This window comes from Streptomyces sp. NPDC006174 (assembly GCF_040614075.1).
Taxonomy (GTDB): Bacteria; Actinomycetota; Actinomycetes; order Streptomycetales; family Streptomycetaceae; genus Streptomyces.
Genome location: NZ_JBEXTJ010000012.1, coordinates 163,728 through 187,422, shown reverse-complemented (window position 1 = coordinate 187,422; position 23,695 = coordinate 163,728). Strand labels below are relative to the sequence as shown.

The 23,695-nt window shown below is 71.2% G+C and carries 28 protein-coding genes and 3 pseudogenes; 16 read left to right on the top strand and 15 right to left on the bottom strand.

Annotated features, from left to right (window positions below; genetic code table 11):
* Window positions 1-16 precede the first annotated feature (16 nt).
* From ABZ267_RS26105 to ABZ267_RS26095, 3 genes are all read right to left on the bottom strand, one after another.
* The gene (locus tag ABZ267_RS26105) at window positions 17-751 is read right to left on the bottom strand and encodes a GAF and ANTAR domain-containing protein (RefSeq protein WP_356750946.1); all 735 of its coding nucleotides are present in this window, start codon (window positions 749-751) and stop codon (window positions 17-19) included.
* 381 nt (window positions 752-1,132) lie between these two features.
* On the bottom strand, window positions 1,133-1,237 hold the full coding sequence (locus ABZ267_RS26100) for an S-layer homology domain-containing protein (protein ID WP_356751230.1): 105 nt from the start codon (window positions 1,235-1,237) through the stop codon (window positions 1,133-1,135).
* Window positions 1,238-1,249: 12 nt separating this feature from the next.
* The gene (locus tag ABZ267_RS26095) at window positions 1,250-1,738 is read right to left on the bottom strand and encodes an anti-sigma factor antagonist (RefSeq protein ID WP_356750948.1); all 489 of its coding nucleotides are present in this window, start codon (window positions 1,736-1,738) and stop codon (window positions 1,250-1,252) included.
* A 202-nt stretch (window positions 1,739-1,940) separates the two neighbouring features.
* Between ABZ267_RS26095 and ABZ267_RS26090 the strand changes: the two genes are divergently transcribed.
* A complete protein-coding gene (locus ABZ267_RS26090) occupies window positions 1,941-2,672 on the top strand; it encodes a GAF and ANTAR domain-containing protein (RefSeq protein ID WP_356750950.1) in 732 nt (243 codons plus the stop codon).
* A 51-nt stretch (window positions 2,673-2,723) separates the two neighbouring features.
* On the opposite strand, the gene ABZ267_RS26085 is transcribed toward ABZ267_RS26090, so the two are convergent.
* On the bottom strand, window positions 2,724-2,963 hold the full coding sequence (locus tag ABZ267_RS26085; protein WP_356750952.1) for a DUF5133 domain-containing protein: 240 nt from the start codon (window positions 2,961-2,963) through the stop codon (window positions 2,724-2,726).
* A gap of 561 nt (window positions 2,964-3,524) precedes the next feature.
* Here ABZ267_RS26085 and ABZ267_RS26080 point away from each other — a divergent pair.
* The 3 genes from ABZ267_RS26080 (at window position 3,525) to ABZ267_RS26070 (ending at window position 5,109) form a co-directional block, all read left to right on the top strand.
* Window positions 3,525-3,851: a plasmid stabilization protein gene (locus ABZ267_RS26080; RefSeq protein ID WP_356750954.1), complete on the top strand. Its 327-nt coding sequence runs from the start codon at window positions 3,525-3,527 to the stop codon at window positions 3,849-3,851.
* A gap of 41 nt (window positions 3,852-3,892) precedes the next feature.
* The gene (locus ABZ267_RS26075) at window positions 3,893-4,366 is read left to right on the top strand and encodes a DUF5709 domain-containing protein (RefSeq protein WP_356750956.1); all 474 of its coding nucleotides are present in this window, start codon (window positions 3,893-3,895) and stop codon (window positions 4,364-4,366) included.
* Window positions 4,367-4,437: 71 nt separating this feature from the next.
* Entirely contained in the window at window positions 4,438-5,109 is a 672-nt protein-coding gene (locus ABZ267_RS26070; protein WP_356750958.1) for an HAD family hydrolase, read from the top strand.
* Between the two features lie 22 nt (window positions 5,110-5,131).
* On the opposite strand, the gene ABZ267_RS26065 is transcribed toward ABZ267_RS26070, so the two are convergent.
* The gene (locus tag ABZ267_RS26065) at window positions 5,132-5,923 is read right to left on the bottom strand and encodes a VOC family protein (protein ID WP_356750960.1); all 792 of its coding nucleotides are present in this window, start codon (window positions 5,921-5,923) and stop codon (window positions 5,132-5,134) included.
* On the opposite strand from ABZ267_RS26065, the gene ABZ267_RS26060 reads away from it, so the two are divergent.
* Both ABZ267_RS26060 and ABZ267_RS26055 read left to right on the top strand, forming a co-directional pair.
* Window positions 5,907-6,041 carry a hypothetical protein gene (locus ABZ267_RS26060; RefSeq protein ID WP_356751252.1) on the top strand — a complete coding sequence of 45 codons (135 nt, stop codon included), beginning with the start codon at window positions 5,907-5,909 and terminating at the stop codon, window positions 6,039-6,041. The genes ABZ267_RS26065 and ABZ267_RS26060 overlap by 17 nt on opposite strands.
* A 119-nt stretch (window positions 6,042-6,160) precedes the next feature.
* Window positions 6,161-6,958, top strand: coding sequence for an RNA polymerase sigma factor SigF (locus ABZ267_RS26055; RefSeq protein WP_356750962.1), 798 nt, complete (start codon window positions 6,161-6,163; stop codon window positions 6,956-6,958).
* Between the two features lie 19 nt (window positions 6,959-6,977).
* On the opposite strand, the gene ABZ267_RS26050 is transcribed toward ABZ267_RS26055, so the two are convergent.
* Window positions 6,978-8,024 (bottom strand): SDR family oxidoreductase, encoded by a 1,047-nt coding sequence (locus tag ABZ267_RS26050; protein ID WP_356750964.1) that lies wholly within the window; start codon window positions 8,022-8,024, stop codon window positions 6,978-6,980.
* Between the two features lie 36 nt (window positions 8,025-8,060).
* The gene (locus ABZ267_RS26045; protein WP_356750966.1) at window positions 8,061-9,251 is read right to left on the bottom strand and encodes an alcohol dehydrogenase catalytic domain-containing protein; all 1,191 of its coding nucleotides are present in this window, start codon (window positions 9,249-9,251) and stop codon (window positions 8,061-8,063) included.
* Between the two features lie 132 nt (window positions 9,252-9,383).
* On the opposite strand from ABZ267_RS26045, the gene ABZ267_RS26040 reads away from it, so the two are divergent.
* Window positions 9,384-9,920: an isochorismatase family cysteine hydrolase gene (locus ABZ267_RS26040; protein WP_356750968.1), complete on the top strand. Its 537-nt coding sequence runs from the start codon at window positions 9,384-9,386 to the stop codon at window positions 9,918-9,920.
* A 37-nt stretch (window positions 9,921-9,957) separates the two neighbouring features.
* On the opposite strand, the gene ABZ267_RS26035 is transcribed toward ABZ267_RS26040, so the two are convergent.
* Together ABZ267_RS26035 and ABZ267_RS26030 are read right to left on the bottom strand one after the other, a co-directional pair.
* On the bottom strand, window positions 9,958-10,749 hold the full coding sequence (locus tag ABZ267_RS26035) for a SigB/SigF/SigG family RNA polymerase sigma factor (protein ID WP_356750970.1): 792 nt from the start codon (window positions 10,747-10,749) through the stop codon (window positions 9,958-9,960).
* Between the two features lie 478 nt (window positions 10,750-11,227).
* Window positions 11,228-11,365: pseudogene (locus tag ABZ267_RS26030) on the bottom strand (universal stress protein); the annotation flags it as partial.
* Between the two features lie 220 nt (window positions 11,366-11,585).
* On the opposite strand from ABZ267_RS26030, the gene ABZ267_RS26025 reads away from it, so the two are divergent.
* Window positions 11,586-12,053 (top strand): ATP-binding protein, encoded by a 468-nt coding sequence (locus ABZ267_RS26025; protein WP_356750972.1) that lies wholly within the window; start codon window positions 11,586-11,588, stop codon window positions 12,051-12,053.
* A gap of 123 nt (window positions 12,054-12,176) precedes the next feature.
* Here ABZ267_RS26025 and ABZ267_RS26020 read toward each other — a convergent pair whose 3' ends face one another.
* The gene (locus ABZ267_RS26020; RefSeq protein ID WP_356750974.1) at window positions 12,177-13,037 is read right to left on the bottom strand and encodes a SigB/SigF/SigG family RNA polymerase sigma factor; all 861 of its coding nucleotides are present in this window, start codon (window positions 13,035-13,037) and stop codon (window positions 12,177-12,179) included.
* 213 nt (window positions 13,038-13,250) lie between these two features.
* On the opposite strand from ABZ267_RS26020, the gene ABZ267_RS26015 reads away from it, so the two are divergent.
* From ABZ267_RS26015 to ABZ267_RS26000, 4 genes are all read left to right on the top strand, one after another.
* Complete coding sequence (locus ABZ267_RS26015; RefSeq protein ID WP_356750976.1) at window positions 13,251-14,300, top strand: YihY/virulence factor BrkB family protein; 1,050 nt, start codon at window positions 13,251-13,253, stop codon at window positions 14,298-14,300.
* Between the two features lie 169 nt (window positions 14,301-14,469).
* Entirely contained in the window at window positions 14,470-14,883 is a 414-nt protein-coding gene (locus ABZ267_RS26010) for a phage holin family protein (protein ID WP_356750978.1), read from the top strand.
* Entirely contained in the window at window positions 14,880-15,413 is a 534-nt protein-coding gene (locus tag ABZ267_RS26005; protein ID WP_356750980.1) for a DUF3618 domain-containing protein, read from the top strand. The genes ABZ267_RS26010 and ABZ267_RS26005 overlap by 4 nt, the downstream gene beginning before the upstream one ends.
* Window positions 15,410-15,676, top strand: coding sequence for a DUF4235 domain-containing protein (locus ABZ267_RS26000; protein ID WP_356750982.1), 267 nt, complete (start codon window positions 15,410-15,412; stop codon window positions 15,674-15,676). The genes ABZ267_RS26005 and ABZ267_RS26000 overlap by 4 nt, the downstream gene beginning before the upstream one ends.
* Here ABZ267_RS26000 and ABZ267_RS25995 read toward each other — a convergent pair.
* A complete protein-coding gene (locus ABZ267_RS25995) occupies window positions 15,654-16,310 on the bottom strand; it encodes a DUF6518 family protein (RefSeq protein ID WP_356750984.1) in 657 nt (218 codons plus the stop codon). The two genes, ABZ267_RS26000 and ABZ267_RS25995, sit on opposite strands and share 23 nt — an antisense overlap.
* A gap of 104 nt (window positions 16,311-16,414) precedes the next feature.
* Here ABZ267_RS25995 and ABZ267_RS25990 point away from each other — a divergent pair, with 104 nt between their 5' ends.
* Together ABZ267_RS25990 and ABZ267_RS25985 are read left to right on the top strand one after the other, a co-directional pair.
* Window positions 16,415-16,918 carry a GNAT family N-acetyltransferase gene (locus tag ABZ267_RS25990; protein WP_356750986.1) on the top strand — a complete coding sequence of 168 codons (504 nt, stop codon included), beginning with the start codon at window positions 16,415-16,417 and terminating at the stop codon, window positions 16,916-16,918.
* Between the two features lie 77 nt (window positions 16,919-16,995).
* A complete protein-coding gene (locus ABZ267_RS25985; protein WP_356750988.1) occupies window positions 16,996-18,108 on the top strand; it encodes an FAD-dependent oxidoreductase in 1,113 nt (370 codons plus the stop codon).
* A gap of 31 nt (window positions 18,109-18,139) precedes the next feature.
* Here ABZ267_RS25985 and ABZ267_RS25980 read toward each other — a convergent pair whose 3' ends face one another.
* The 3 genes and pseudogenes from ABZ267_RS25980 to ABZ267_RS25970 form a co-directional block, all read right to left on the bottom strand.
* Window positions 18,140-18,307 (bottom strand): hypothetical protein, encoded by a 168-nt coding sequence (locus ABZ267_RS25980; protein ID WP_356750990.1) that lies wholly within the window; start codon window positions 18,305-18,307, stop codon window positions 18,140-18,142.
* 3 nt (window positions 18,308-18,310) lie between these two features.
* On the bottom strand, window positions 18,311-20,815 hold the full coding sequence (locus ABZ267_RS25975) for an ATP-dependent Clp protease ATP-binding subunit (RefSeq protein ID WP_356750991.1): 2,505 nt from the start codon (window positions 20,813-20,815) through the stop codon (window positions 18,311-18,313).
* A 468-nt stretch (window positions 20,816-21,283) separates the two neighbouring features.
* A pseudogene (locus tag ABZ267_RS25970) lies at window positions 21,284-21,517 on the bottom strand (siderophore-interacting protein); the annotation flags it as partial.
* A gap of 127 nt (window positions 21,518-21,644) precedes the next feature.
* Between ABZ267_RS25970 and ABZ267_RS25965 the strand changes: the two are divergent.
* A pseudogene (locus ABZ267_RS25965) lies at window positions 21,645-21,926 on the top strand (siderophore-interacting protein); the annotation flags it as partial.
* 111 nt (window positions 21,927-22,037) lie between these two features.
* Here ABZ267_RS25965 and ABZ267_RS25960 read toward each other — a convergent pair.
* Window positions 22,038-22,982 carry an oxygenase MpaB family protein gene (locus tag ABZ267_RS25960; protein ID WP_356750992.1) on the bottom strand — a complete coding sequence of 315 codons (945 nt, stop codon included), beginning with the start codon at window positions 22,980-22,982 and terminating at the stop codon, window positions 22,038-22,040.
* A gap of 104 nt (window positions 22,983-23,086) precedes the next feature.
* On the opposite strand from ABZ267_RS25960, the gene ABZ267_RS25955 reads away from it, so the two are divergent.
* Window positions 23,087-23,689, top strand: a complete 603-nt coding sequence (locus ABZ267_RS25955) for a TetR family transcriptional regulator (protein WP_356750994.1) — start codon at window positions 23,087-23,089, stop codon at window positions 23,687-23,689.
* Window positions 23,690-23,695 lie beyond the last annotated feature (6 nt).

Here is a 23,695-nt window from a genome sequence, read left to right as displayed (position 1 = left end):
GCCGCCCGACGGCACCTCACGCCCGGGGCTGGAACCTGGCCTCGGGGGGCGTCTCACCGGTGATGCTGGCGATCAGCTCGGCGCAGAGCGCCCGGAGCTTGACGTTGCGGTGCTGGGACGCCGTACGCAGGACGTCGAAGGCCTTCTCCGGGGTGCAGCGCTGCTGGCCGACGACCACGCCGATCGCCTGGTCGATGACCGTACGGGACTGGAGCGCGGCCTCCAGATCGGCGGCGAACTCCTCGGTGTCGGCGATGCGCTGGGCCAGGGCGATGGCGCCGGTGGCCTGGGCGGTGAGCAGCCTCAGGGCCGTCAGGTCGGCGTTCTCGAAGGCGTTCGGGAGCGGCGCGTACAGGTTGAGGGCTCCGGCGGTGTGGCTGTGCGGGGCGATGGGCAGCGACAGCGAGGAGCGGGCGCCGCAGACCGCGGCGTAGGCGGGGTAGTCGGCCCAGCGGCTCTCCCGGAGCGTGTCGGGCACGCTGACCTCCAGGCCGGTGCGCATCGCCTGGAGGCACGGACCGTCGTCCTGTCCGTACTGGGCCTCGTCCAGCTTGGTGGCGGAGGCTCCCACACTGGAGACGGTGACGGGCCGGCCCTGCCGCTCCAGCGTGACGCCGCATCCGTCGGCAGCCTCCACCAGGGCCAGGGCGCTGCGGGCGAGTGCGTGGAGGAACTCGTCCAGCGATTTCGTCTCCAGGAGCAGCGCGGTCGTGTCCGGCGCCTCGGCCACGGGCCTGTCAGTCATGATCATCTCGTTCTGGGCGGTGACCCGCCTACCGAATGGGCGGGGCAGAGCTGGCGCGGCGCAGTCCAGGGCCGCTGGGACAGGGCAACCTCCACCGATGCACCGGTGCCTGGGACGGGCTCCGGGCGTGCGGCGGGAGTGTCAGACGTGGGTGAGCGAGAGCCGTACGAGGGCTGGCGCGCCACCGGCCGCTGTCACGGGACTGCTGGTGGTTCTGCGGCGCCGGATCGCGGGCGGGCGACTTCGCGCGGCGGCCGGGGCCGGCGTGCGCGCGGTGCGGAGGGCACCGGCGGCGGCGGCAGGGTGACGACGGAGAGAGCGGTTCACGGAAACTCCACGGAGGCAGGAAGAAATCTCAAGGGCCGCTTCCTGACCACCAGCCCTTCATTATGCCCTCTCGGCCGCCGCGGCCGAGAGGGCGTCGCGGGACACGGCCCGACGCGGCCGGAATGTGCCACCGGGCGTCCGGCGTATGACGCCGTGTGCCGTCAGCGCCGCGTGCCGTCAGCCCTTGCCGGGAAAGCGTGGGAGGGAGGTGTCGGCGTACGGACCGACCGCGCGGGCCGTGGGCGGGACCGGGTCCGACGAGGTGACGCGCCGCTCCAGCCGCTCCAGCAGCCCTCCTCTCCGAGGCGCCACGGCGCCCGGCCGGCATCCACGGCTGCGGAGCTCGGCACCTTGGAGGGTGTGCGCCACGCGCAGGACCCGGTTGAGCGCGGCGGCGCTCAGGGCCTCACGGGCCGTTTCGTATCTGGCCACCACCGCGATCGATACGCCGCGTTGCTCGGCGTCGCCGCGCACGCGCAGCAGCACACCGAGGGCGCGCGGTGTGAGCAAGGGGGTGACGACGTCCACGATGACCGTGCTGGGGCCGCAGCAGGGCAGCAGTGTCAGAAGCTCCTGTTCGATCGCCGACTCGTTGTCGGGGTCGACGACGTCGCACAACTCGACGACGAGGTGGGACTCGTCCAGGCGGTAGCTCAGCAAAGGCATCGTGTACTCCATGAAGGCAGGCCGACGGGAGGGCCGCTTCCTGACCTCTGATGCTGCGCCTGCCCGCCGCTCGCACCTTCGACACCCCCTCGGCGCGCGGTTCTTCGTCGCGCGGCCGAGCCCGTCTCCGGTGGGGTCGCGACGCCTCTTCCCGTATCGTGCCATGCTGGCTGCACGGGCTCCGGCCCGGAAGGGAGCGACCATGACCGACGCCCTCACGCCCGGGACGCCTGACCTCGTCTCCCTTCTCCTGGACAGCGACACACTGGACGAGTTCCTCCAAGTGCTGGCGGAGAGCGCACTCGTCCAGGCGCCGGGCGCCGATGGCTGCGGCGTCACCCTGGAGCGGCAGAACCGGCCCCTGACCGTGGTCAGCGCCGGGATCAGCGCGCCGCCGCTGGACGAGGCGCAGTACGCGCAGGACGACGGCCCCTGCCTCGAAGCCCTGCGCGAGGGACACGAGGTCAGCGTCGGTGACATGCAGTTGGAGAACCGGTGGAACGGCTATCCGGCCTTCGCCGTCGCCGCCGGGACACGGTCGTCCCTCTCGCTGCCGATCGCCGCGCACTCCCACACCGCGGGCGCGCTGAATCTGTACTCGCCCAAGGCGAACGGCTTCGAGGAGGCCGACCTCGGCGGTCTGCGCGACCTCGCCGCCCAGGCGACCGGCGCGATCGCGCTGGCCCAACGGCTCTCCGACACGCAGGCCCTCACCGCGGACCTCCAGGCCGCCTTGAAGTCACGCACGGTGATCGACCAGGCGGCGGGCATCATCATGAATCAGCGCCGCTGCTCCGCCGAAGAGGCACTGGCGACCCTGCGCAACGCGTCGCAGCACCGCAACGTCAAGCTGCGCGACCTCTGCGCGCAGCTCGTCGGATCCATCTCGGGGAGCATGCCGCCGGGCGGACTTCCGTTGCGTCCCCGTCCCTGAGGCCCTCGCCGCCGACGTACCGCATCTCTCGGACGTCTCGGACGGAAACTCTCAGACAGGGACCGAGGTGGGGACGACCGGCGTCTCCCGTCCCGGGGCCGAGCGTCTCAGCTGCTCGCGGGCGACGACGAGCGCGGCGGCGATCTCGCGGGTGCCGGTGGAGACGCAGAGCGTGTAGCTCACGTCCTCCAGCCTGCGGGCCACCCCGTCGACGCCCTGCCCGTGCTGTGCCCGGAGTTCCTCGTAGCGGCGCAGAAGTTCCTCGAGTACCGCGGGGTGTGCCATCAGCATCGCGCTCTGCCTTTCTCTCACTACCAAGGGCACCCGTGTAGGCCGAACGGGCGCGGAAAGCGTTCCTGGGACCGACCAGCGAGGACCTACGACGGACGCCATCAGCGGCGCATCGCGCATGCCCGGGGTAATGCCGAATACCGATACAGAGGAGAGAGGTGGCGGGTGATCCGGTAACAGCACGGCTCACCTGGAGGAACGCGGACGGATGAGATCCGGCCGTTTCCTGACCTCTGCCCTATAACTGTGCCCAGCCGCACACGATTCATGCAAGCGTGAGGGCTTTGTCGGCACCCATGTTTACCTTCCGGCCCATGGGTACTCCTCCTACAAGGTATCCGGCGTACGCGGAACTGAAGGCGCCGGCGGGTTGGGAAAGCAGCCCTCGGCGCCGCTCGGGGCATGGACGTCTGCCCTTCCTTCGACGAACTGCCGTCACTCCGGTGGACGCGGAACCGTGGGACGGAAGTGCCTCCTGCCCTCCCGCGTTGTTTATTGGGGCTCGTACGGGAAACGCGGGTCAGCGTCCCTCGGGAAATCGAGACGGGTAAGGAGTACCTCATGCCTGCTGGGTCCAACGCGAAGCGGGAACGCCAGTACGAGCACATCAAGGAGAGCCAGGAGGAACGGGGCAGCTCCGAGAAGCGCGCCAAGGAGATCGCCGCCAGGACGGTGAACAAGGAGCGGGCCCGGTCCGGCGAATCGCGGACGGCGAGCAAGACGTCGACCCAGGACAAGAAGTCCGCCTACGAGCGCGGTGGTGAACGCTCCCACCAGGGCGCGCAGGGTCCTACCAAGGACCAGCTCTACGCCGAGGCGAAGAAGAAGAACATCGACGGACGCTCCTCGATGAACAAGGCGGAGCTGCGGAAGGCCCTCGGACGCTGACCTTTCCGTGCAGCCGGTGAGCCCTACGCAGAGGAGGACGCATGAGCGATGAAGCACGCGGCGACGATGTGTACCAGCCGCAGAACGACGACGGCCAGGACCCGCCCAACGACGAGCTGGACCTGGAGAACACGCTCGGCGAGCGTGACCTGGACGACCAGATGGAAGAGGGTTACTCGCCGCCCGAACGTCCGCTGGGTGTGAACAAGTTCGGCACCACGGGCGAGGAGGAGCGCGAGGGCGAATCGCTCGACCAGCGGCTCGCGCAGGAGGTCCCGGACGTCCAGCCGCCGGACGGCGACGGCATCGGCGATGTGGCGGAGGGCGAGGGCGAGCCCGAGGAACGGATCGACGGCGACGCCCGGGCCGGACGGCTCACCGCGGCGGACGACGCGACCGGCCGCAACACCGATGTCTTCGCCGAGGACGTCGGCATCGACGGTGGTGCCGCGTCGGCCGAGGAAGCGGCCGTGCACGTGGCCGACGAGGAGGACGGCGGAGGCCGCGGGGCCTGACCCGCCTGACGTGAGACGGCAGCGGACCGCCCGTACGGGACCGGCAGCGAAGGAAACAGGTGCAGGCGGACATGGCAGCAGGCGCGGCGATCTTCGACGTGGACGGCACGCTCACCGACACCAACCATCTGCATGTGGTGGCGTGGTGGGAGGCGTTCCGGCAGGCCGGGCACACCGTGCCGATGCCGGACATCCACCGGGCCGTCGGCCTCGGCTCGGACGATCTGATCGAGCGGCTGCTCGGCCCCGGCCGGGACCGTGACCAGGACTCCGCCATCAGCTCGGCGCACAAGGTGCTCTACGGAACGTACTTCGACCGGCTGCCGGCCTTCGCGGGCGCGGGCGATCTGCTGCGCACGCTGGCCGGGCGCGGCTGGCGGGTCGTCCTGGCCACCTCGGCGAGCGGGCCGGAGCTGGCGGCCCTGCGGCGGGCGGTGGACGCGGACGAGGCCATCCGGGATACGGCGAGCTCGGACGACGTGGATGAGGGCAAGCCTTCGCCGGAGCCCGTGGAGCTGGCCTTGGAGCTGGCCGGGACAGGCGCCTCGCAGGCGGTGTTCGTCGGGGACACGGTGTGGGACATGGAGGCGGCCGGCCGGGCCGGAGTGCGCGCGGTGGCGCTGCTGTCGGGCGGCATTCCGCGGGCGGACCTGGAGGCGGCAGGAGCGGACGCGGTTTTCCGGGACGTCGCCGACCTGCTCGCCCACCTGGACGACAGCCCGTTCGGGCCTGAGCAGGGCTGAGGGCCGAACGGGCCGGCAGAGGTCAGTCGCCCGTCTCCTCCGCCACCGTGAACAGCGCTCCCTCCGGGTCCCGGACGACGTACTCGGAGCCTCGTACGCCGGGCGCCGGAAAGGTCTCTCCGCCCGCGCGGTCCGCCTGCGCGGCCGCCCGCGCGGCGTCCTCCACCGGGAAGTGGACGATCCACCGCGGCCGGATCCTCGGGTCCGGGGCGCTTCCGACGGCGCCGCCCGAGAGCACGGCCATGGGGTGGCCGGCCATGCGGGCGACGACCTGCTCCTCCTCGTACGCGACGTCGATGGCGTCCGGTCCGGGGCGCGGCCAGGAGAAGACCTCGCCGTAGAAGAGGGCGGCCTCGAAGGCGTCCCGGGTCCACAGCTCCAGCCAGGGCGAGGTGCCAGCCGCGCCGGGTGACCAGACGGGTGCGGAGCCCTCCCAGATCCCGAAGACGGCACCGTCCCGGTCGGAGGCGATCGCGGCCCGCCCCTCCCCCACCGCGAGCGGTCCGACCGCGACCGTAGCGCGGCGTTCGCGGATCCGGTCGGCGGACACGTTCACATCGGCGGAAGCGAAGTACGGCGTCCACACCGTCGGAGCGGCGAGAAACGGTGAACGGGTCCACCCGATTCCGGCGACAGGCCGCCCGTCGGCGAGCGCGACCGAGAAGCCCTCCCCCAGCAGTCCGGAGCCGTCGAACTTCCAGCCGAGCACGGCGGAGTAGAAGGCCCGCGCGGCGGCCAGGTCGCGCACCAGCAGATTGACCCAGCACGGTGCGCCGCGCACCGGTGGGGCCAGGGTCGTGATCGGCATGGTCATCGTCTCCTCGACCGAGGCGGGTACCCCTTTCGGCCAAGGCCGTACGCCGGAAGAGGCCACGACCTCCTCGCCGCTGCTCGCACTGTTTACCGGTTTTTACACGCTTGAAAGCGTTTGATCCGGGTATAGGCCGATCGTGCTTCGGATATGAGGCGCCCGTGGGAGTTCCGGGCGGCCGGCTGTCGGTGTGCGAACGCTCCTGCGGCGACCAGGCATCACCGTCGAGGAGTGACCACCATGCAGGCTGCACCCGTCCCCGGGTTTCCTCCGGATGCGGGCGTTCCGTCCGCCGACGGAGCCTTCGAGAGGCTGAGCGCCCTTCCTCCGGGACCCGAGCGGGAGGTTCTGCGGGACGAGACGATCTGCGCCTGGCTGCCGATGGCGTACCGGCTGGCAGCTCGCTTCCGCGGCCGCGGTGAGTCGATGGACGACCTGCGCCAGGTGGCCGCGATGGGGCTCGTGAAGGCGGTCGACCGTTTCGACCCGGCGCGCGGCAAGGCCTTCGAGACGTATGCCGTACCGACGGTGACCGGCGAGATCAAGCGGCACTTCCGCGATCACACGTGGGACGTGCACGTGCCGCGCCGGGTCCAGGACCTCCGCAACCGGGTCCGCACCGCGCGGCGCGACCTCGCCCAGCGGCTCGGCGGACGCGCGCCCGCCTGCGCCGAGATAGCGGCGGAGTCGGGGCTGGCCGAGGAGGACGTGCTGCTCGGCCTGAAGGCGCTGGAGAGTTACAGCGCCCTGTCCCTGGACGCCGAACCGGCGGGCGGCGACGGCGGCGGAACCACCTTGGCCGACCGGCTGGGCGCCTGCGATCACGCTCTGGATGTCGCCGTCGACCGCGAGGCCGTCAAACCGGAGCTGCGCAGGCTGCCGGAGCGCGAGCGGACCATTCTCTACCTGCGGTACTTCCGCGACATGACCCAGCTCGGGATCGCCGAGCGCCTCGGCATCTCCCAGATGCACGTCTCCCGCCTGATCAGCGGGTCCTGCGAGCGTGTGCGCGCCGGGGCTCTCAAGGGAGCCGGCTGAGCACCTCCTCCATCGGCCGTCAGCCGACCTTCCGGCCGGCCAGCGGAGCGGTCTCCTCGCCCCGGCCCTCCCGCACGCCGCGCAGAAAGGCGGTCAGCGCCTCCTGCGCCGTACGGGTCGGCTGCCAGCCGAGCACCTCGTGCGCCCGCGTGGAGTCCAGTACGGGCAGTCGCAGCACGGCGTCGAAGAGGTGCGGCGAGGCCGGTACGGCGTGGGCCCGCCAGGCGCCCGCGAGCGCTGTACGCACCAGTGCCCTGGGAATCCGTACGACGCGGGCGTCGAGCAGCTCCGCCAGCGCGCGGGCGTCGATCACCGGGTCCGCCGCCAGGTTGAAGGGGCCGCGTACGTCGCGGAGCACGGCCAGCCGGTACGCCTCGGCGGCGTCGTCGGTGTGGAGCACCTGGAACCGCAGCCCTTCCAGGTCCGGCACGAACGGCAGCAGGTCCGGGCGGAGGAGGTTGCCCGGGACGTAACGGCCGGCGAAGATCCGCCGCTGTTCGGGCGCGGCCGTCTCCTTGAAGAGGAAGCCGGGCCGCATCCGGACCACCCGGATCTGCGGGTGGCGCAGCTCGAAGGTGTCGAGGACGCGTTCGAGGTAGGCCTTCTCGCGGCAGTAGGCCGCGTCCGGCCAGCCGTGCGTGGGCCACTGTTCGTCCACCCCGGGCTCGTCCTTGGGACCTGGCGAGTAGGCGCCGACGGACGAGGCGTGCACCAGCGCCGGCACGCCGCTCCGCTCCACCGCGCGGAAGACCCGCTGCGAGCCGAGCACGTTGCTCCGCCAGGTGGTGACCGGGTCGTGGGTGGGCTGGAAGCGCCACGCCAGGTGGACGACCGCGTCCGCGCCGTCCAGCAGTCCGGTGAGCCGCTCCTCGCTGTCGTCGCGCGAGAGGTCGACGGTGTCCCACTCCACCCCTGGAATCTCCAGTGCGGGCCGCCTGCGGGCCAGGCCGAGGACCGAGCCGACCTCCGGGTCCTGGGCCAGCGCGCGGACCACGCTCGTGCCCACGTTGCCGGTGGCGCCGGTGACCACGACCCGCTTGCCGCCGGCTCGTCCGGTGGTCTCCATGAAAGCTTCCTTCCGCCGTGAATCGAGGTCAGGAGGTCAGGGGACGAGCAGGGTCTTGATCATGCCGTCGGCCTTCTTCTGGAACGTCTCGTAGGCTTGCGGGCCCTCTTCGAGCGACAGGTGGTGCGTGGCGAAGGAGTCCACGCCCAGCGGGTCGCCGTCGACCAGCAGCGGCAGCAGGTCGTCGACCCAGCGCTTGACGTTGGCCTGGCCCATGCGGAGCTGGATCTGCTTGTCGAACATGGTCAGCATCGGCATCGGGTCGGCGGAGCCGCCGTAGACACCGGAGACGGAGATCGTGCCTCCTCGGCGCACCAGGTCGACGGCGGCGTGGAGAGCGGTGAGCCGGTCGACTCCGGCCGTCTCCATCAGGCGTCGGCCGACCTTGTCGGGCAGCAGGCCGACCGCCGCGTGCGCGGCCTTGGCGACCGGTGCGCCGTGGGCCTCCATGCCGACCGCGTCGATCACCGCGTCCGTGCCGCGCCCGTCGGTGAGGTCCCGGACGGCGTCGCCGAGCTCCTTCGCCTTGTCGTACCGGCGCAGGTCGAGACAGGTGGCGCCGTATCCGCTGACCCGGTCGAGGCGTTCGGGGACGCGGTCCACGCCGATGACGAGGCCGGCGCCGCGGTGGAGGGCGATGCGCGCGGCCATCGCGCCGATGGGGCCGAGGCCGAGGACGGTGACGCTGCCGCCGGGCGGGATGTCCGCGTACTCCACGGCCTGCCAGGCGGTCGGCAGGACGTCCGACAGATAGACGAACCGGTCGTCGGAGGGGCCGTGCGGGACCTTGATCGGCAGATCGTTGCCGAAGGGCACCCGGAGGTACTCGGCCTGGCCGCCGGGCACCTGCCCGTACAGCTTGGTGTACCCGAAGAGCGAGGCGCCCGAGCCGTACTCGCGGACCTGCGTGGTCTCGCACTGGGAGTGCAGCCCGGAGCCGCACATGTAGCAGTGGCCGCAGGACACGTTGAACGGGATGACCACCCGGTCCCCGGCGGCGACGGAGTGCACGTCGGGGCCCACCTCCTCCACGATGCCCATCGGTTCGTGGCCGAGGATGTCGCCCGGATCGAGATAGGGGCCGAGCACCTCGTAGAGATGCAGATCGGAGCCGCAGATCCCGGTGGAGGTGATCTTGACGATGATGTCCGTCGGATCCTGGATCCGCGGGTCCGGAACGGTCTCCACCCGGACGTCCCGCTTTCCCTGGTAGGTCAATGCGCGCACGATGCCACTCCTCTATTCCGCGTCGGATTCCGCCTTGGTTCCCCCGGAGCGATGGACGTGTGCCGAGTTCCCACGCGACTCCCGGTGAAACACGGACACGCACCGCCGTGGACGTGGTGCGAGGATGAAGCCATGGGAAAGAACGCTCTCGTCGTCATCGACATGATCAATGCCTATGACCATCCCGACGCCGAACTGCTCGTTCCCTCCGTCCGCTCAGCTCTTCCGCAGCTCACCCGGCTGATCGACCGCGCCCGTGGCGAAGGTGTTCCGGTCATCTACGCGAACGACAATTTCGGTGAATGGCGCTCGCACCACGGAGAGATCATCGAGAAGGCGCTCGCCGGGAAGAACGCGGAACTGGTCGAGCCCGTCCTGCCGGACGACAAGTCGCTTTTCGTCGTGAAGGCGCGGCACTCCATCTTCTACGAGACACCGCTCAGCTATCTGCTCGCGCAGCTGGGCGTGGACCATGTGGTGCTCTGCGGCCAGGTGACCGAGCAGTGCGTGCTGTACTCGGCGCTGGACGCGCATATCCGGCAGTTGCGCGTCACCGTGCCGCAGGACGCGGTGGCCCATATCCACGAGGATCTCGCCGAGGCCGCGCTGCGCATGATGGAACGGAACATGAGCGCCGCGATCCGGACGGCGGACACCGTCGCGTTCTGAGGAGTCGGTGCGTGTCTGTACAGGTCACCGGCGGCTGTCAGACGAGGCTGCGCCGCTCCGTGGCGGGCTCGTGGGCGCTCTCGCGGATGCGGCGGCAGGACTCGGTGATCAGCCGGGACACGTGCATCTGCGAGAGGCCGAGTTCGGCGGCGATGGCACTCTGCGTCATCCCGGCGAAGAACCGCAGGTAGAGCACCCGCCTCTCGCGCTCGGCGAGCCTGAGGATCCCGGGTTTCGCCGCCTCGCGGTCGAGCACCAGGTCGTACGCCTCGTCCACCGCACCCAGTCGGTCGCCCAGGAGCGGCTCACCGCCGTCCGGAGCGGTCTCGGCGTCGAGCGAGAGCGCGCTGAAGCCGTACAGCGCCTCGCTCCCCTGCCGTACGTCCTCCTCGCTCAGCCCGGTGTGCTCGGCGATCCGGGCGGAGGTGGGCGCGGTGCCCGAGGCGGCCAGTTCGGCACGGGCGAGGCGGACGACGTTACGGAGGTTCTGGACCCGGCGAGGGACGTGCACCGACCACATGCGGTCCCGGAAGTGCCGTTTGATCTCGCCCGTGATGGTGGGGACGGCGAAGGGCGCGAAGGCGCGTCCGATGGCGGGGTCGTAGCGGTCGACGGCGTTGACGAGACCGATAGCCGCGACCTGCCGCAGGTCCTCCAGCGTCTCGCCGCGGTTGCGGTAGCGGGCGGCCAGCCGGTGGGCCATGGGCAGCCAGGCGCAGATGACCTGGGAGCGCAGCCGCTCCCGGGCGGGGCCGCCGGGCAGCTCCAGGAGACGGCGGAAGTCCGCCGCCGTGTCGGGGTCGTCGGCGTACCGGCTGTCCTCGGCCATGGGTGCGGCTCAACTCCTCGCCGTACAAGATCGCTGTCGCCGGGAGGAGGTGCGCCGCAGCGGGTCGTACGTCGACGAGCGCGACCCGCACGGCAGCCTTCGCCGGGGCGTACCTCACCTCCGAAGCACTCCGTGGCCTTGCCACGCCGGGACGGCCACGAAAACCGGCGGGCCGGGCATTCACCCGGGCGGCCGAGCACCACCCGCGCGCCGACGGTGCCCGCCGAACGGCCAGATGGCCCGCACCGGAGCAGAATTGCACGCGAGAACGGATCGTCCGCCGGGCGCGAGGTCCCAGGTGCGCACGGTCGTCCGGCCAGTTCCACGGCTTCCCGATGCCGGTCGGCGGCGCCGGCGCTCTCACCGCGGCCCTGGTACGGCGGTGGGAGGCGCGCGGAGGAACCTCGGCTGACAGGGCCGGTCGGCCCTCATCGGCCGCTCAGGTCAGCGGGGCGCGCCAGACCAGTCGGGTGCCTCCGCCGTCGGGCGTGGACAGCTCCAGGGCGTGCACGATGCGCAGCGGCAGACCGCGCAGGACCGCCTCGCGCGCCGCCCAGTCGGCCGCCGCCAGACTCTCCGGCGAACCGTCCACCCCTATGACCACGGCCTTCTTCACGCGTCTGCCTCCGTACGATCCGTGCGTGACCGGCCCCCTCGACCGGCCGCTGGAGCCGGCCTTTCGCTCGGCGCGCACCGGCGGACAGGCGGTGCCGACCAGCGTGGATCCCACCGGATGCGGGCCGAGGACTGAAACGTGTGGTGGCGGGTAGGCGGCTTGCGTTTGAGGGCTGCGTGGTGCGGCCGATGCGACCGGGGGACACGACATGGAACTGCTGATGGCGGATCGAGCGACCGAACAGGACCCGCAGGCGTCGGGCACGGGCACCGTGCTGGGCAGCGCCGCGTACGACATGGGTTCGGGAGAGATCGCCCGAACCCGGGGCTTCGTCCGGGACTTCCTGACGGACGCGCGGTCGCTGCACGGTCTGCCCGTCTCCGCGCGGGCGATGGATGTCGCGCAGCTGGTGGTGAGCGAGCTGGCCACCAACGTCTGCAAGTACGCTCCGGGCCCGTGCCTGCTCGACCTCGAAGCGGGTGACAGCCTGCTGAGCATCACGATGTGGGACACGGGTTCGGTGCTGCCCACCAGTCGGCAGGCCGACCCGACGCGGATGGGGCAGCACGGACTCGAGATCGTTCTGGCGGTCTGCGAGAGCTTCGAAGTACGCCGCGAACCGGTGGGCAAGCGCGTCCGCGTAGAGATCTCGCTGCTCGACGGCCCGCAGAGTGAGGCGGCCTGGTAGGCCTCCCTCAGCCGGGCAAGGCAGACAGCCTGGCAAGGCAGAACCCCCGCAACGGACCGTCGCGGGGGTTCTTTTCATGGACCGGTACCGGTGGCTCGATTCGGATACCTCGGTTCCGGTGGCTCAGCTCTGGGTGAGCATGCCGTTCCTCAGCGTGGTGAGGAGGCGGGAGAGCAGTCGGGAGACATGCATCTGGGAGATGCCCAGGTGTTCGCCGATCTGCGCCTGGGTCATCTCCTGGCCGAAGCGCATCCGGACGATCTCGCGGTCACGCTCCTCAAGGGTCTCCAGCAACGGGGCCAGGGCGTGGAGGTTCTCGACCAGCTCCATGCCCGGGTCGTAGTCGCCGGTGATGTCGGCGTAGCTGGTGGTGCTGTCGGAGTTGCCTTGGTCCGTCCCGCCGATCGGGAGGTCGAGGGAGCCCGCCGTATAGCCGTTGGCGGCGATGAGGCCGTCGATGACCTCCTCCTCGCTGATCTCGAGGTGGTCGGCGAGTTCGGCGACGCCGGGGTCGCGGCCCAGGACGGAGGTGAGCTCCTCCTTGGCCTTGGCCAGCGCGACACGCAGCTCCTGGAGGCGCCGGGGAACGTGGACGGACCAGGTGGAGTCGCGGAAGAAGCGCTTGATCTCGCCGACGATGTACGGGATCGCGAAGGAGGTGAACTCGACCTCGCGCGACAGCTCGAAGCGGTCGATCGCCTTGATCAGGCCGATGGTGCCGACCTGGATGATGTCTTCCATCTGGCCGTCGCCGCGGTTGCGGTACCTCTTCGCGGCGAACTGCACCAGCGACAGGTTCATCTCGATGAGGGTGTTGCGGGCGTACTGGTACTCGTGGGTGCCTTCTTCGAGCACCTGCAGCTGTGCGAAGAAGAGCGCGCCCAGCGCCCGGGCGTCCTTCGGTGCGATCTTCTGCGGATCGTCGATCTGCGGGAGCGCCGCCGGTGCGGCGATCCCGGTCGCGGCCTCCATGGATATCGACATTACGACCTTCCTGTTCCAGACCCTGCCGCGGAATTCCGCCTGCATATGGCTGCGAGTACCCAGGCTGCCTCGGAACACGCCTGTTGGAGCGGCGGTGTTCGGGGACTCGCCGGAACCTGCGGTCTTACGGACGGCCAGGGCCGCCAGCTCACCGCCGGCCAAGACGGCCACCTCCTGGGACATGAGTACCGCCGACCGGGAAACCCGCTGGGTATGACAGACACAGCGAAGCCGGGACCCGGCAAGGAAGATGGGCGCGAGAACGTCCGTCGCGAGAGTGGAGCGGGACCTGACGCGGAGGTGGAGGAGCGGGCACCGGACCAGCCGACGGAGCTGCCCCGGCGCTCCTGGACGGCGGTGCTGCGCGGCACCTTGAAGGAGTTCCAGGACGACGAACTCGCGGACCGGGCCGCCGCTCTGACGTACTACGGGGTGCTGGCGCTGTTCCCGGCCCTCCTGGTGCTGGTGTCTCTGCTGGGCATCGCGGGCGAGTCCGCCACTGAGCAGGTCCTCGAGAACCTCCAGAAGCTGGCGCCCGGCTCCGCCCGGGACATCATCAGCGATGCCGTGGAGCAGCTCCAGGGCAATGCCGGTGTCGGCTCGTTCATGGCGATCGTGGGTCTGGTCGTCGCGGTGTGGTCGGCCTCCGGTTACGTCGCCGGGTTCATCCGCACCTCGAACGCCATCTACGACATACCGGAGGGCCGACCGGTGTGGAAGATCCTGCCGCTGCGTCTGGCCCTGACCGTGACGCTGATGGTCCTCGCGTGTGCCAGCGCGCTGATCGTGGTCTTCTCCGGCGGTATCGCCCGGCAGGCCGGTGCCGCGCTGGGCATCGGGGACACTCCGCTGACCATCTGGTCGATCGCGAAGTGGCCGGTCCTGGTCCTGCTCGTCATCGTCATGATCGCGGTGCTCTACTGGGCCGCGCCGAACGCCAAGGGCCGCGGGTTCAAGTGGGTGACGCCGGGCAGCTTCCTGGCGCTGGTGATCTGGCTGGCCGCATCAGCCGGCTTCGCGTTCTACGTCGCGAACTTCGCCTCGTACAACAAGACCTACGGCGCCCTCGCCGGTGTGGTCGTCTTCCTGGTATGGCTCTGGATCACCAACCTGGCGATCCTGCTGGGGCTGGAGTTCGACGCGGAGATGGTCCGCCAGCGCGCGATCGTCGGCGGACACCCCGAGGACGAGGAGCCGTACGTGGAACCTCGCGACACCCGCGCGTGGAGCGACGGGACCCGCCGCCGCATGGAGCAGCCGTGAGCGGTGTCGGCATCTTCGACGGGGACGGGTGCGGGTGCGGCGGCGGTTGCTGGGTAGCCGGACGGTGACGGCGTACACATCCGGATGCCGGTGTTCCGCTTTGGCGGCCCACGTCCGGTGACGATTTCCGTCCGTTCAACGAGAGCGAGGAGAGCAAGGTGACCTCATCATGAGCACAGCAGAGCGGCAGGCCGACGGGTCCGGCGAGCAGGTGGGTGTGCTGGTCGCGCGTGCCTCGCAGCAGATCTCGGAGCTGGTCCGCGAGGAAATGCAGCTGGCACGTTCGGAGATGACGCAGAAGGGCAAGCGCTACGGGAAGGGCGGCGGCCTCTTCGGCACCGCCGGTCTCGTCGGCATCCTCGCGGCCCAGGCCCTGGTGGTGACGTGCATCGCCGCACTCGCGCTGGTCCTGCCCGTGTGGGCGGCGGCCCTCATCGTCACGGTGGTGCTGGCGGCGGTGGCGGGCCTGGCCGCGCTGGCCGGGAAGAAGCAGATCGCCCAAGCCGGCACCCCCGCCCCTGAACAGACCATCGACAGCGTCAAGGCCGATCTGGCCGAGGTCAAGGAGAAGGCTCACCGATGAACGACGAATCGCAGAACCAGATGGGCACCCCGACCCCCGAGGAGTTGCGCGAGCAGGTCGAGCGCACGCGCGACGAACTCGGGCAGACCGTCGAGGCGCTGGCGGCCAAGGCCGACGTCAAGGCACAGGCGAAGGCGAAGACCGCGGCGGTCAAGGAACAGGCCGCGGAGAAGACGGCAGCGGTCAAGGACCAGGCCGCCGAGAAGACCGCGGTGGTCAGGGCGCAGGCCGCCGAGAAGACGGCGGCGGCCTCCGCTCAGCTCCGCGAGAAGACGGAGCAGGCCGCGCAGGCGGTGAAGGACAAGACGCCGGACGCCGTACTGGAGAAGACGGCGCAGGCCGCAGCACAGGTGCGCGAGAGCGCGGCCCAGGCCAAGCGGTACGCGGCGGAGAAGACGCCCGACCCGCTGCTGGAGAAGGCGGACCGGGCCGCGACGGCCGCCCGCGCCAACCGCACGCCGCTGATCGCGGGCGGTGCGCTGCTGCTCGCCTTCCTGCTGATCCGCCGTAGCCGGGGGCGTAACCGATGAAGAAGTCCAAGATCGCCTACAGGCCGGTCGGTCTCGCCCTGGGCGCGGTCAGCGGCATGATCGCGGGCGCCGCGTTCAAGAAGGCGTGGAAGCTCATCGAAGGCGAGGGCGACGCACCCGACGCCCTGGACGAGGACCGCCCGTGGCGGCAGATCCTCCTCGCCGCCGCCGTACAGGGCGCCATCTTCGCCGTGGTCAAGGCCACGGTCGAACGCTCCGGCGCCCAGGCGACCCGGCGCGTCACGGGCACCTGGCCGGCCTGACCCGCCGCGGTGCCGGCCCTCGCACGAGCGGGCCGGCACCGCCCGGGCGGCAGGCTGGAGTACAGGTCAGGCGCTGAGCATCTGAAGGGGCACCTGCACGGCGCCGTACGCGACGAGCGCGCAGACCATGGCGGGCTCCCAGCGTCAGGGCACGCTCCTCGTAATCCCGGGCCATCAGCAGCGGGATCAGGACGAACAGCGCCAGACAGGCGTACGCCTCCGGCATGTAGCCGAGGTCCACGGCGTACATCAGCCCCTCCATCCCCCAGAGCCTTGGCGAACGCACCCAAGCTCGCGACGCGGCGCCGCACGTCCCGGCCACGCCACGCCACCACCAGCCCGCCGCACCGGACAAGGGCCCGGCGACAAGCGCCGGTGGGAAGAAGAGACTTCCCGCCCTGTCGCGCCCGAACTCGGCGTACCCGTAGTACCCGACCACCAGCCCGGCCTCCGCGACCGCGCCGCCCAACGCGGCCTGTACGAGCCGCTCGTGCCGGTACAGCACCGCGCCGAGGACGAAGGCGACGGCGGACCGGACCGCACCGGAGTCGGCGAGCTGCTGCCACGTGTCAGGCGGCCATCCCCGCGTCAGGTCGGTGAGCACACCGAGCCGCAGACCGCTCCCGGCCGCCACCGCGGCTACTCCGGCTCGCCTTCGAGGCAGGATCCGGGAAAGCGCGGCGTATCCCTCCCGCACCCTCACCGCGGCCATGACGGCCCGTGCGGCAGAGTAGGGGCATGTCCCCGTACGAGACGATGTCGTTCCACCTGGAGACCGAGCGGCTGGTCCTGCGGCCGTGGGCCGAGTCGGATGCCGCCGACTTCAGCGCTCTCCTCTCCGAACGCGGCAAGGGCACGCCGACGCTTGAGCGCGCCAGGATGTCCATCGGAGAGCTGCTCGCCGCGACGGCGAGGACCGGGATCGCGCTGCTGCCCGTCCAGCGGCGCGACGAAGGCGACTTCATCGGCTACTGCGGGCTGATCATCGGCCGCACCACCCTGGAGGAGCCCGAGATCGCTTACGAGTTGTGCCGGCGCGTGCACGGGCGTGGCTACGCCACCGAGGCGGCCGGCGCGGTGCTCGACGCCGCCGTGGCGACCGGGCGGAAACGGCTCTGGTCGACCGTCGGCACGTGGAACACACCGTCGCTCCGCGTCCTGGAGAAGCTCGGGTTCGAGCGGGACCGCGTCTCCATGGAGGAGAACGGCGAAGTTGCCTGGCTCACGCGCTCGTTGCCGTGACGCGGTACCACTCCCCCGAGGTCTTCAGCTTCACCCGGTAACCGTCAGGGTCCGGCACGCGAAAGGAACACAGAGACATGGCACTGCGGGTTCTCGTCGTCGGTGGCGGGCTGATGGGAGCGGCTGCCGCGTGGCGGCTGTCCGTACGCGGTCACCAGGTCACCGTGCTCGAACGGTTCGGGCCGGGTCACGACCGCGGCAGCTCGTACGGCAGCTCCCGGATCTTCCGGCTGGCGTACGCGGAGCCCCCGTACACGGAACTGGCCCTCCGGGCGCTGCCCTTGTGGCGGGCTCTGGAGGAAGAGAGCGGGCAGCCGGTGCTGACGCTCACCGGGGCCGTCGACCACGGCCTGCCCGAGGCGCTGGACCGGCTGGCCGACGTGCTCGCCGGAGCGGGCCGGTCCGCTCAGCGCCTGTCACCGGAGGAGGTGGCCGGCCGGTGGCCGGGGCTGCGGGCCGACACGGCCGCGCTGTACCACCCGGACGCCGGCCGGGTGCACGCCGACGACGCCGTGTCCGCGCTGCTCAAGGCGGCCGGGCAGCGAGGAGCGGAGGTGCGGCACGGGGTGCGCGTGACGGAGATCCGGCACACCGCACGTACCGGAGGCGGAGTCACCGTGGTCACGGACGCCGGCGAGGCGCTGACGGCGGACGCGGTCGTGGTCGCCGTGGGCGGCTGGGCACCCGGCTTCCTGCCCGGCCTGGTGAGCGGCCTGCCGCCGATGCGGGTCACCCAGGAGCAGCCGGTGCACTTCCCGGTCCCGGACGCGCTGGAGTGGCCGTCGTTCATCCACCACCCGGGAGCCGGCTGGAACGTGCCGGGCGGTCTGTACGGGCTCGGCAGCGCGGACGCCGTCAAGATCGGCCTGCACGGCGTCGGGCCGGTCGTGGATCCCGACCACCGCGACCGTAGGCCGGATCCGGCCGCCGTCGAACGCCTCCGCGCCTATGCCGAGGAGTGGCTGCCCGGCGTGGCCGGCACCGAGCCGGCCCCTCTCACCTGCCTCTACACCACGACGCCGGACGAGGACTTCGTCATCGACCGGCAGGGCCCGGTCACCGTGCTGGCAGGTTTCTCCGGCCACGGGTTCAAGTTCGGACCCGCCATCGGCGACCTCGCCGCCGACCTGGTCGAAGGCCGTCCGGGCACCGCCCGGTTCGCCCTCGGCCGGACGGCGGCGGGACGCTGAGGCCGTATCGGTCCCGGGGCGTCAGAGCCGGCTAGTCGGCCCGGCTGTCGTCCTCCGGAGGACGACGTACCTCCTCGCGGTCCTTCTCCAGCCGCTCGTCGAGCTTCCTCTCGTCCGGGCGGCGGGGCATGCCACGGCTGTGGCCGGTGTCGGGGTCGCCCTCGACCTCTTCGTTCGACTTGTGGTGGTGGTGAGCCATCGGTCACTCCTTGTCGTCCGTGCGGTTGCCGTCCGTGCGGATCGTGCAGTGCAGGGAGTCGTCCTTCACATCGGCGACGATCGTGTCGCCGGGTTCGGCCTCGCCGCCGAGGAGCAGCGAGGCGAGGCGGTTGTCGAGCTCCGTCTGGATCGTGCGGCGCAGCGGACGGGCGCCGAACTCCGGCTGGTAGCCGTGGGCCACGAGGAGCTTCTTCGCCGCCTCGGTGACCTCCAGCGTCAGGCCCTGCGCGTGGACGCGGTGCTTGCTGCGGTCCAGCAGGTGCCCGACGATCTCGGACAGGTCGTCCTCGGTGAGGCTGTGGAAGACGATGATGTCGTCGATGCGGTTGAGGAACTCCGGCAGGAACCGTCCCCGCAGATCCTCCATCAACTCGTCCTTGAGCTCGGCGGCATCGCCTTGGTGGGCGAGGATGCGGTGCGCGCCGATGTTGGACGTCATGATGACGACGCAGTGGCGGAAGTCGACCGTGCGGCCCTGGCCGTCCGTGAGCCGGCCGTCGTCGAGGATCTGGAGCAGCGTGTTGAAGACGTCGGGGTGCGCCTTCTCCACCTCGTCGAAGAGCACCACGCTGTACGGGTTGCGCCGCACCTTCTCGGTGAGCTGGCCGGCCTCGTCGTAACCGACGTATCCGGGCGGCGCTCCGACGAGCCGGGCGACCGTGTGCTTCTCCTGGAACTCGCTCATGTCGAACCGGATCATGCGGTCGTCGGCGCCGAACAGCAGCTCGGCCAGGGTCTTGGCCAGCTCGGTCTTGCCGACGCCGGTGGGTCCGAGGAAGAGGAACGAGCCGACGGGCCGGTTCGGGTCGCCCATGCCCGCGCGGTTGCGGCGTACGGCCTCGGAGACCGCGGTGACGGCCTCGTCCTGGCCGACGATCCGGGCGTGCATCTCCTCCTCCAGCTTGAGGAGCCGCTCCTTCTCGCCGGCGGTGAGCTGGGAGACCGGAATCCCGGTGCGGCGGGAGACGATGTCGGCGATGTCGGAGGCCGTCACCGAGACGACGCCCTCGCGGCGTTCCTCGATACCCGCGAGTTCTCCTTCGGCCTCGGCGATCTGCTCCTTCAGCTCCTTGGCCCGCTCGAACTCCTCCGCCGCCACCGCCTGGTCCTTCTCCCGGCGCAGCTTGGCGAGGCGGTCCTCCCGGCTGACCACCTCGGTGGAGCGGTTGGCGCTGCGCAGCCGTACGCGGGCACCGGCCTGGTCCATCAGGTCGATGGCCTTGTCGGGCAGGAACCGGTCACCGATGTAGCGGTCGGACAGTTCGGCGGCCGCCGTCAGGGCCCCGTCGGCGAAGCGGACCTGGTGGTGGGCCTCGTACGCGTCCCGCAGTCCTTCGAGGATCTGTACGGTCTCCTCGACGGTGGGCTCCGGGATCAGGACGGGCTGGAAGCGGCGCTCCAGGGCGGCGTCCTTCTCGATGTGCTTGCGGTACTCGTCGATCGTCGTCGCACCGACCACGTGGAGTTCGCCGCGCGCGAGGGCGGGCTTGAGCATGTTGCCCGCGTCCATCGAGCCCTCGCCGGTCGCGCCGGCGCCGACGACGGTGTGGAGTTCGTCGATGAAGAGGATGATCTCGCCGCTCGCCTGCTGGACGTCCTCGATGACCTTCTTCAGCCGCTCCTCGAACTGGCCGCGGTACTGGGCTCCGGCCACCATGCCGGACAGGTCCAGCGAGACGACCCGCTTGTCCTTGAGGGTGTCGGGCACCTCGCCCGCGACGATGCTCTGCGCCAGCCCCTCCACGATGGCGGTCTTGCCGACTCCTGGTTCGCCGATGAGCACCGGGTTGTTCTTGGAGCGCCGCGACAGGATCTCGATGGTCTGCTCGATCTCCTCGGCCCGGCCGACCACGGGGTCGAGCCTGCCGGCCTTCGCCTCCTCGGTCAGGTCCCTGCCGAACTCGTCGAGCGTCTCGGACGGCTGCTTGCCACCGGCCGGTGTCCCGTCCGCGCCGGACGTCCGGTCCGTCGCTCCGCGCAGCTTCCCGACATCCAGGTCCTCGGAGCGCAGGAACCGGGAGGCGCCGGAGTCGGCGTCGTCCAGGAGCGCGCCGAGGATGTGCTCGGGCCCGATGTACGAGACCTCCGCCGCCTGCGACCTGGCGTGGGCGAGGGCGAGGGTCCGCTTGGCGGCCGGGGTCAGGCCGGGTTCGGAGGACGGCTCCTGCGACTCGTGGGGCAGCACCTCGGCGATCCGGTCGCCGAGCCGTCCGGGATCGACCCCGGCCTGGGTGAGCAGCCGCCGGGTGGGCTCGACCTGGGTGGCGGCCCAGAGGAGGTGCTCCGTATCGAGGTCGGACGTACCGTCCTGGACCGCTCTGCGGGCGGCGGCGTCCAGGAGTTCGCGCGAGGGCTCCGAGAGGAGCCGGCCGATGGGCACGCGCTGCACGGCCGGAGGCGACGAGGCCGGCGACATACCGAAGAAGCGATTCAGCAGCTCGCTGAAGGGGTCCGGCGAACCGGAGGGAGAACCGAATGCCATCGACATGCCAGCTCCAGATGAGCGAAAGGGGGTCCCATCCACTCAAACCCGATGCCCTTGGGTCCGCAAACGGTACGGAGAAGCGGAGCCGGGCCGCCCTCGTGGACGGCGGCCGCACGGCCATCGCGCCGGGCCGAGGGCAGCGGCCGGGGTGCGCCGGTTCACCCGGATGCCGCATTCCTCCCGGCGGGAGAGATCGCTGCGCGGAGTGCGGCGACGGAAAGCCTCTTTCGTTTCGAATGTGACGACTTCCGGGCCGTGTCCGCGATGACCGTCCCGGCGCGGCTCCGCCGATGAACTTCGAACGACGCCTCGGCGGCATCGAGCGCAAGGCACTGCCGACGCCTCTGACGCCCGCTCACCTTCAGGAACGTTCCAGCTCATCGTCGTGGACACCGGAGGACGGATACCGTCCGCTCGGGATCGAGGCGATCTGGACGGCGTCCCGCGAGACGCAGGGCGGAGGTCCGGGCCGTCCTCGTCGGTGCGGTGGGCGAGGGCCTTCGCGGCGACGGCGACATCGGCGGCGCCGGCCGTCCAGTCGATCCGGTCCGGGTCCGTGATGTGTCCGCGCAGGACCGCCGCCGGTACGGCATCCTCCGCGTCGCGCAGCTGCGGCTGCCGCCCGGCGTCGTCGAGAGCGGCGGCCACCGAGGCGCTGCCAGGACCGGTCAGCAGGCAGCTTTCGACGTCCTCCCAGAGCGGATCGGTGGGAACGGAAGCTTCCGAAGGACCGCCTGAACGTGACGGGTTACTGGCACCGCGAGGAGGCGCCCGCACCGGAGGCGGAGGCCACGGCCGACACCGCCGTACGGGAGCCTGCCGGGATCCCGTCGCCGCTGCCGTGGCTGGTCGCACGGGCCGCGTTGCAGAGGCCGCGCTGCTCCTCGCTCAACTGGCCGACCAGACCCGGACAGCGGTCCTCATCGAGGCCTCCCGTCCCGACGGCCTGAGCCCGCACGCGGCCGAGGCGGCGCTGCACGCGTACGCCGCGACCGGCAGCCCGCTCCGCGACTCGGCCGCGATCGCGGCGCTGGCGGAGCGGTCGGGCTGGCAGGTCGAACGGACCGTCGCGCTCGGCTGGGGCGCGGAGGCGACGGTGCTGCGCAGGGCGTGAGGTGTACGGGGTCGTCTTCGGGCGGACGTCCAGGGGCGGGCGCCCCTCGGCAGGACGTCCGCAGGCCGGACACCGGAGGCCAATGCCGGCCGGCCGAACGCCCCCGGCCCGTCAGCCCTCCGGCACATAATGCTGCGGAAGCCCCCGCCGCTCCTCCGGCGGCAGATTGCGGCCGGGCGTCTCCACCGCGCCCGGCACCGGCCGTCCTCGCTCGCGGTCCCAGCCCGCACGGGCGCGCGGGTGGAAGCGGTACCGCTCGGGAACGCACCGCCAGACGTGGTGCACCAGCCGTCCGAGCCCGGCCAGCAGCCGTTCGTCGCGCGGCGTCCAGCGCAGCCCGAGGCGCTCCCGTACGGCCTGCGGATAGAGGCCGACCGTGATCCACAGTGTCAGCCGGACCATCGGGATCCGGACGAGCGCCCACAGCGGCGGCGGCAGCCACCGCAGGAGAGGCGGCCGGGCGATGCGGCGCATGTTCAGGACGTCCCGGGTCGGCCGGTTGTCCTCCAGGACGTCGGCGCACATGTGGTCCCAGTACCGCTGGAACTCCTCCCAGCTGCCGGGAACGGGCCTCATGGACAGGCCGTACAGCGCGTACCAGCGGACGTGCTCGTCGTAGAGCGTGTGCCGCTGGGCTTCGGTGAGGCCGCCGCCGAAGTGCTCGGCCACCTGCACGGTGAGCATGAAGAACGTGGCGTGCGCCCAGTAGAACGTCGCCGGGTCGAGCGCGTGGTACGGGCGGCCGCGCTCGTCGACGCCGCTGACCGAGGCGTGGTAGCCGCGCACCTCGCGGGCCGTACGGGCGGCGAGCGGGCCGTCGTACACGACTCCGCCGATCGGGTACAGCGAGCGGAAGAGGCGCTCCCACCGCTCCTCGAAGAAGCGCGAGTGCTCGGCGACGCCCGCGCCGAGTCCGGGGTGCATGTTCTGCATCGACCCGGCCCACGGAGCGAGGAGAAGACCTCTCCAGTCGCCGAACCAGCGCCAGGTGAGCGAGTCGGGGCCGAGCGGCTCGACGGATCTCGGCCCGGCCGGGCCATGAGCTGATGGTTCCACGTGCGCCTCCATTCTGAGGACACCTGTCATCACATCGAAAGGTAAAATGTGAGGACGGCTGTCGTCAATGGGCCGGAAGGCAACGGAGCGGAGAGGAAGGCGAGTTGGCCGAGCGGAGCTGGGGCGGGACCAAACTCGCCGATCGTCGCGCGGCCCGCCGGACGATCCTGCTGGACACCGCCGAGCGCCTGGCCGGCGAGGAAGGATGCGCGGCCGTCACGGTCCGGTCCGTCTGCCGGCAGGCGCGCCTCACCGACCGCTACTTCTACGAGAGCTTCGCCGGCCGCGACGACCTGCTCCTCACCGCCTTCGAGCGGGTCGCCGACGAGGCCAGGAGGGCGCTGGAGGAGGCCGTGGCACTCAGTGACCCGCAGCCGGAGGTCCGGGCCCGGGCCGCCGTCGCCGCCTTCGTCGCTCTGGTCCTGGACGCTCCGCACAAGGGCCGCCTCCTGCTCCTGGAGCCCTTCGCGGACCCCGCTCTCGGCGCGCACAGCCATCGGCTCATGCCGGTCTTCACCGACCTCGTCGGTGGCCAGCTCGCCGGTACGGGAGACGGCATCGACCGCCGGATGGCCGCGCACGCGCTGGTCGGCGGCCTGGCCAGCCTCTTCGCGGGATGGCTGCACGGCACGCTCGACGTACCGCGCGAGCGGCTGGAGGCACACTGCGTGGAGCTGGTGCTCGCGGCGACATCGGCCCGGACGTGACCCTTC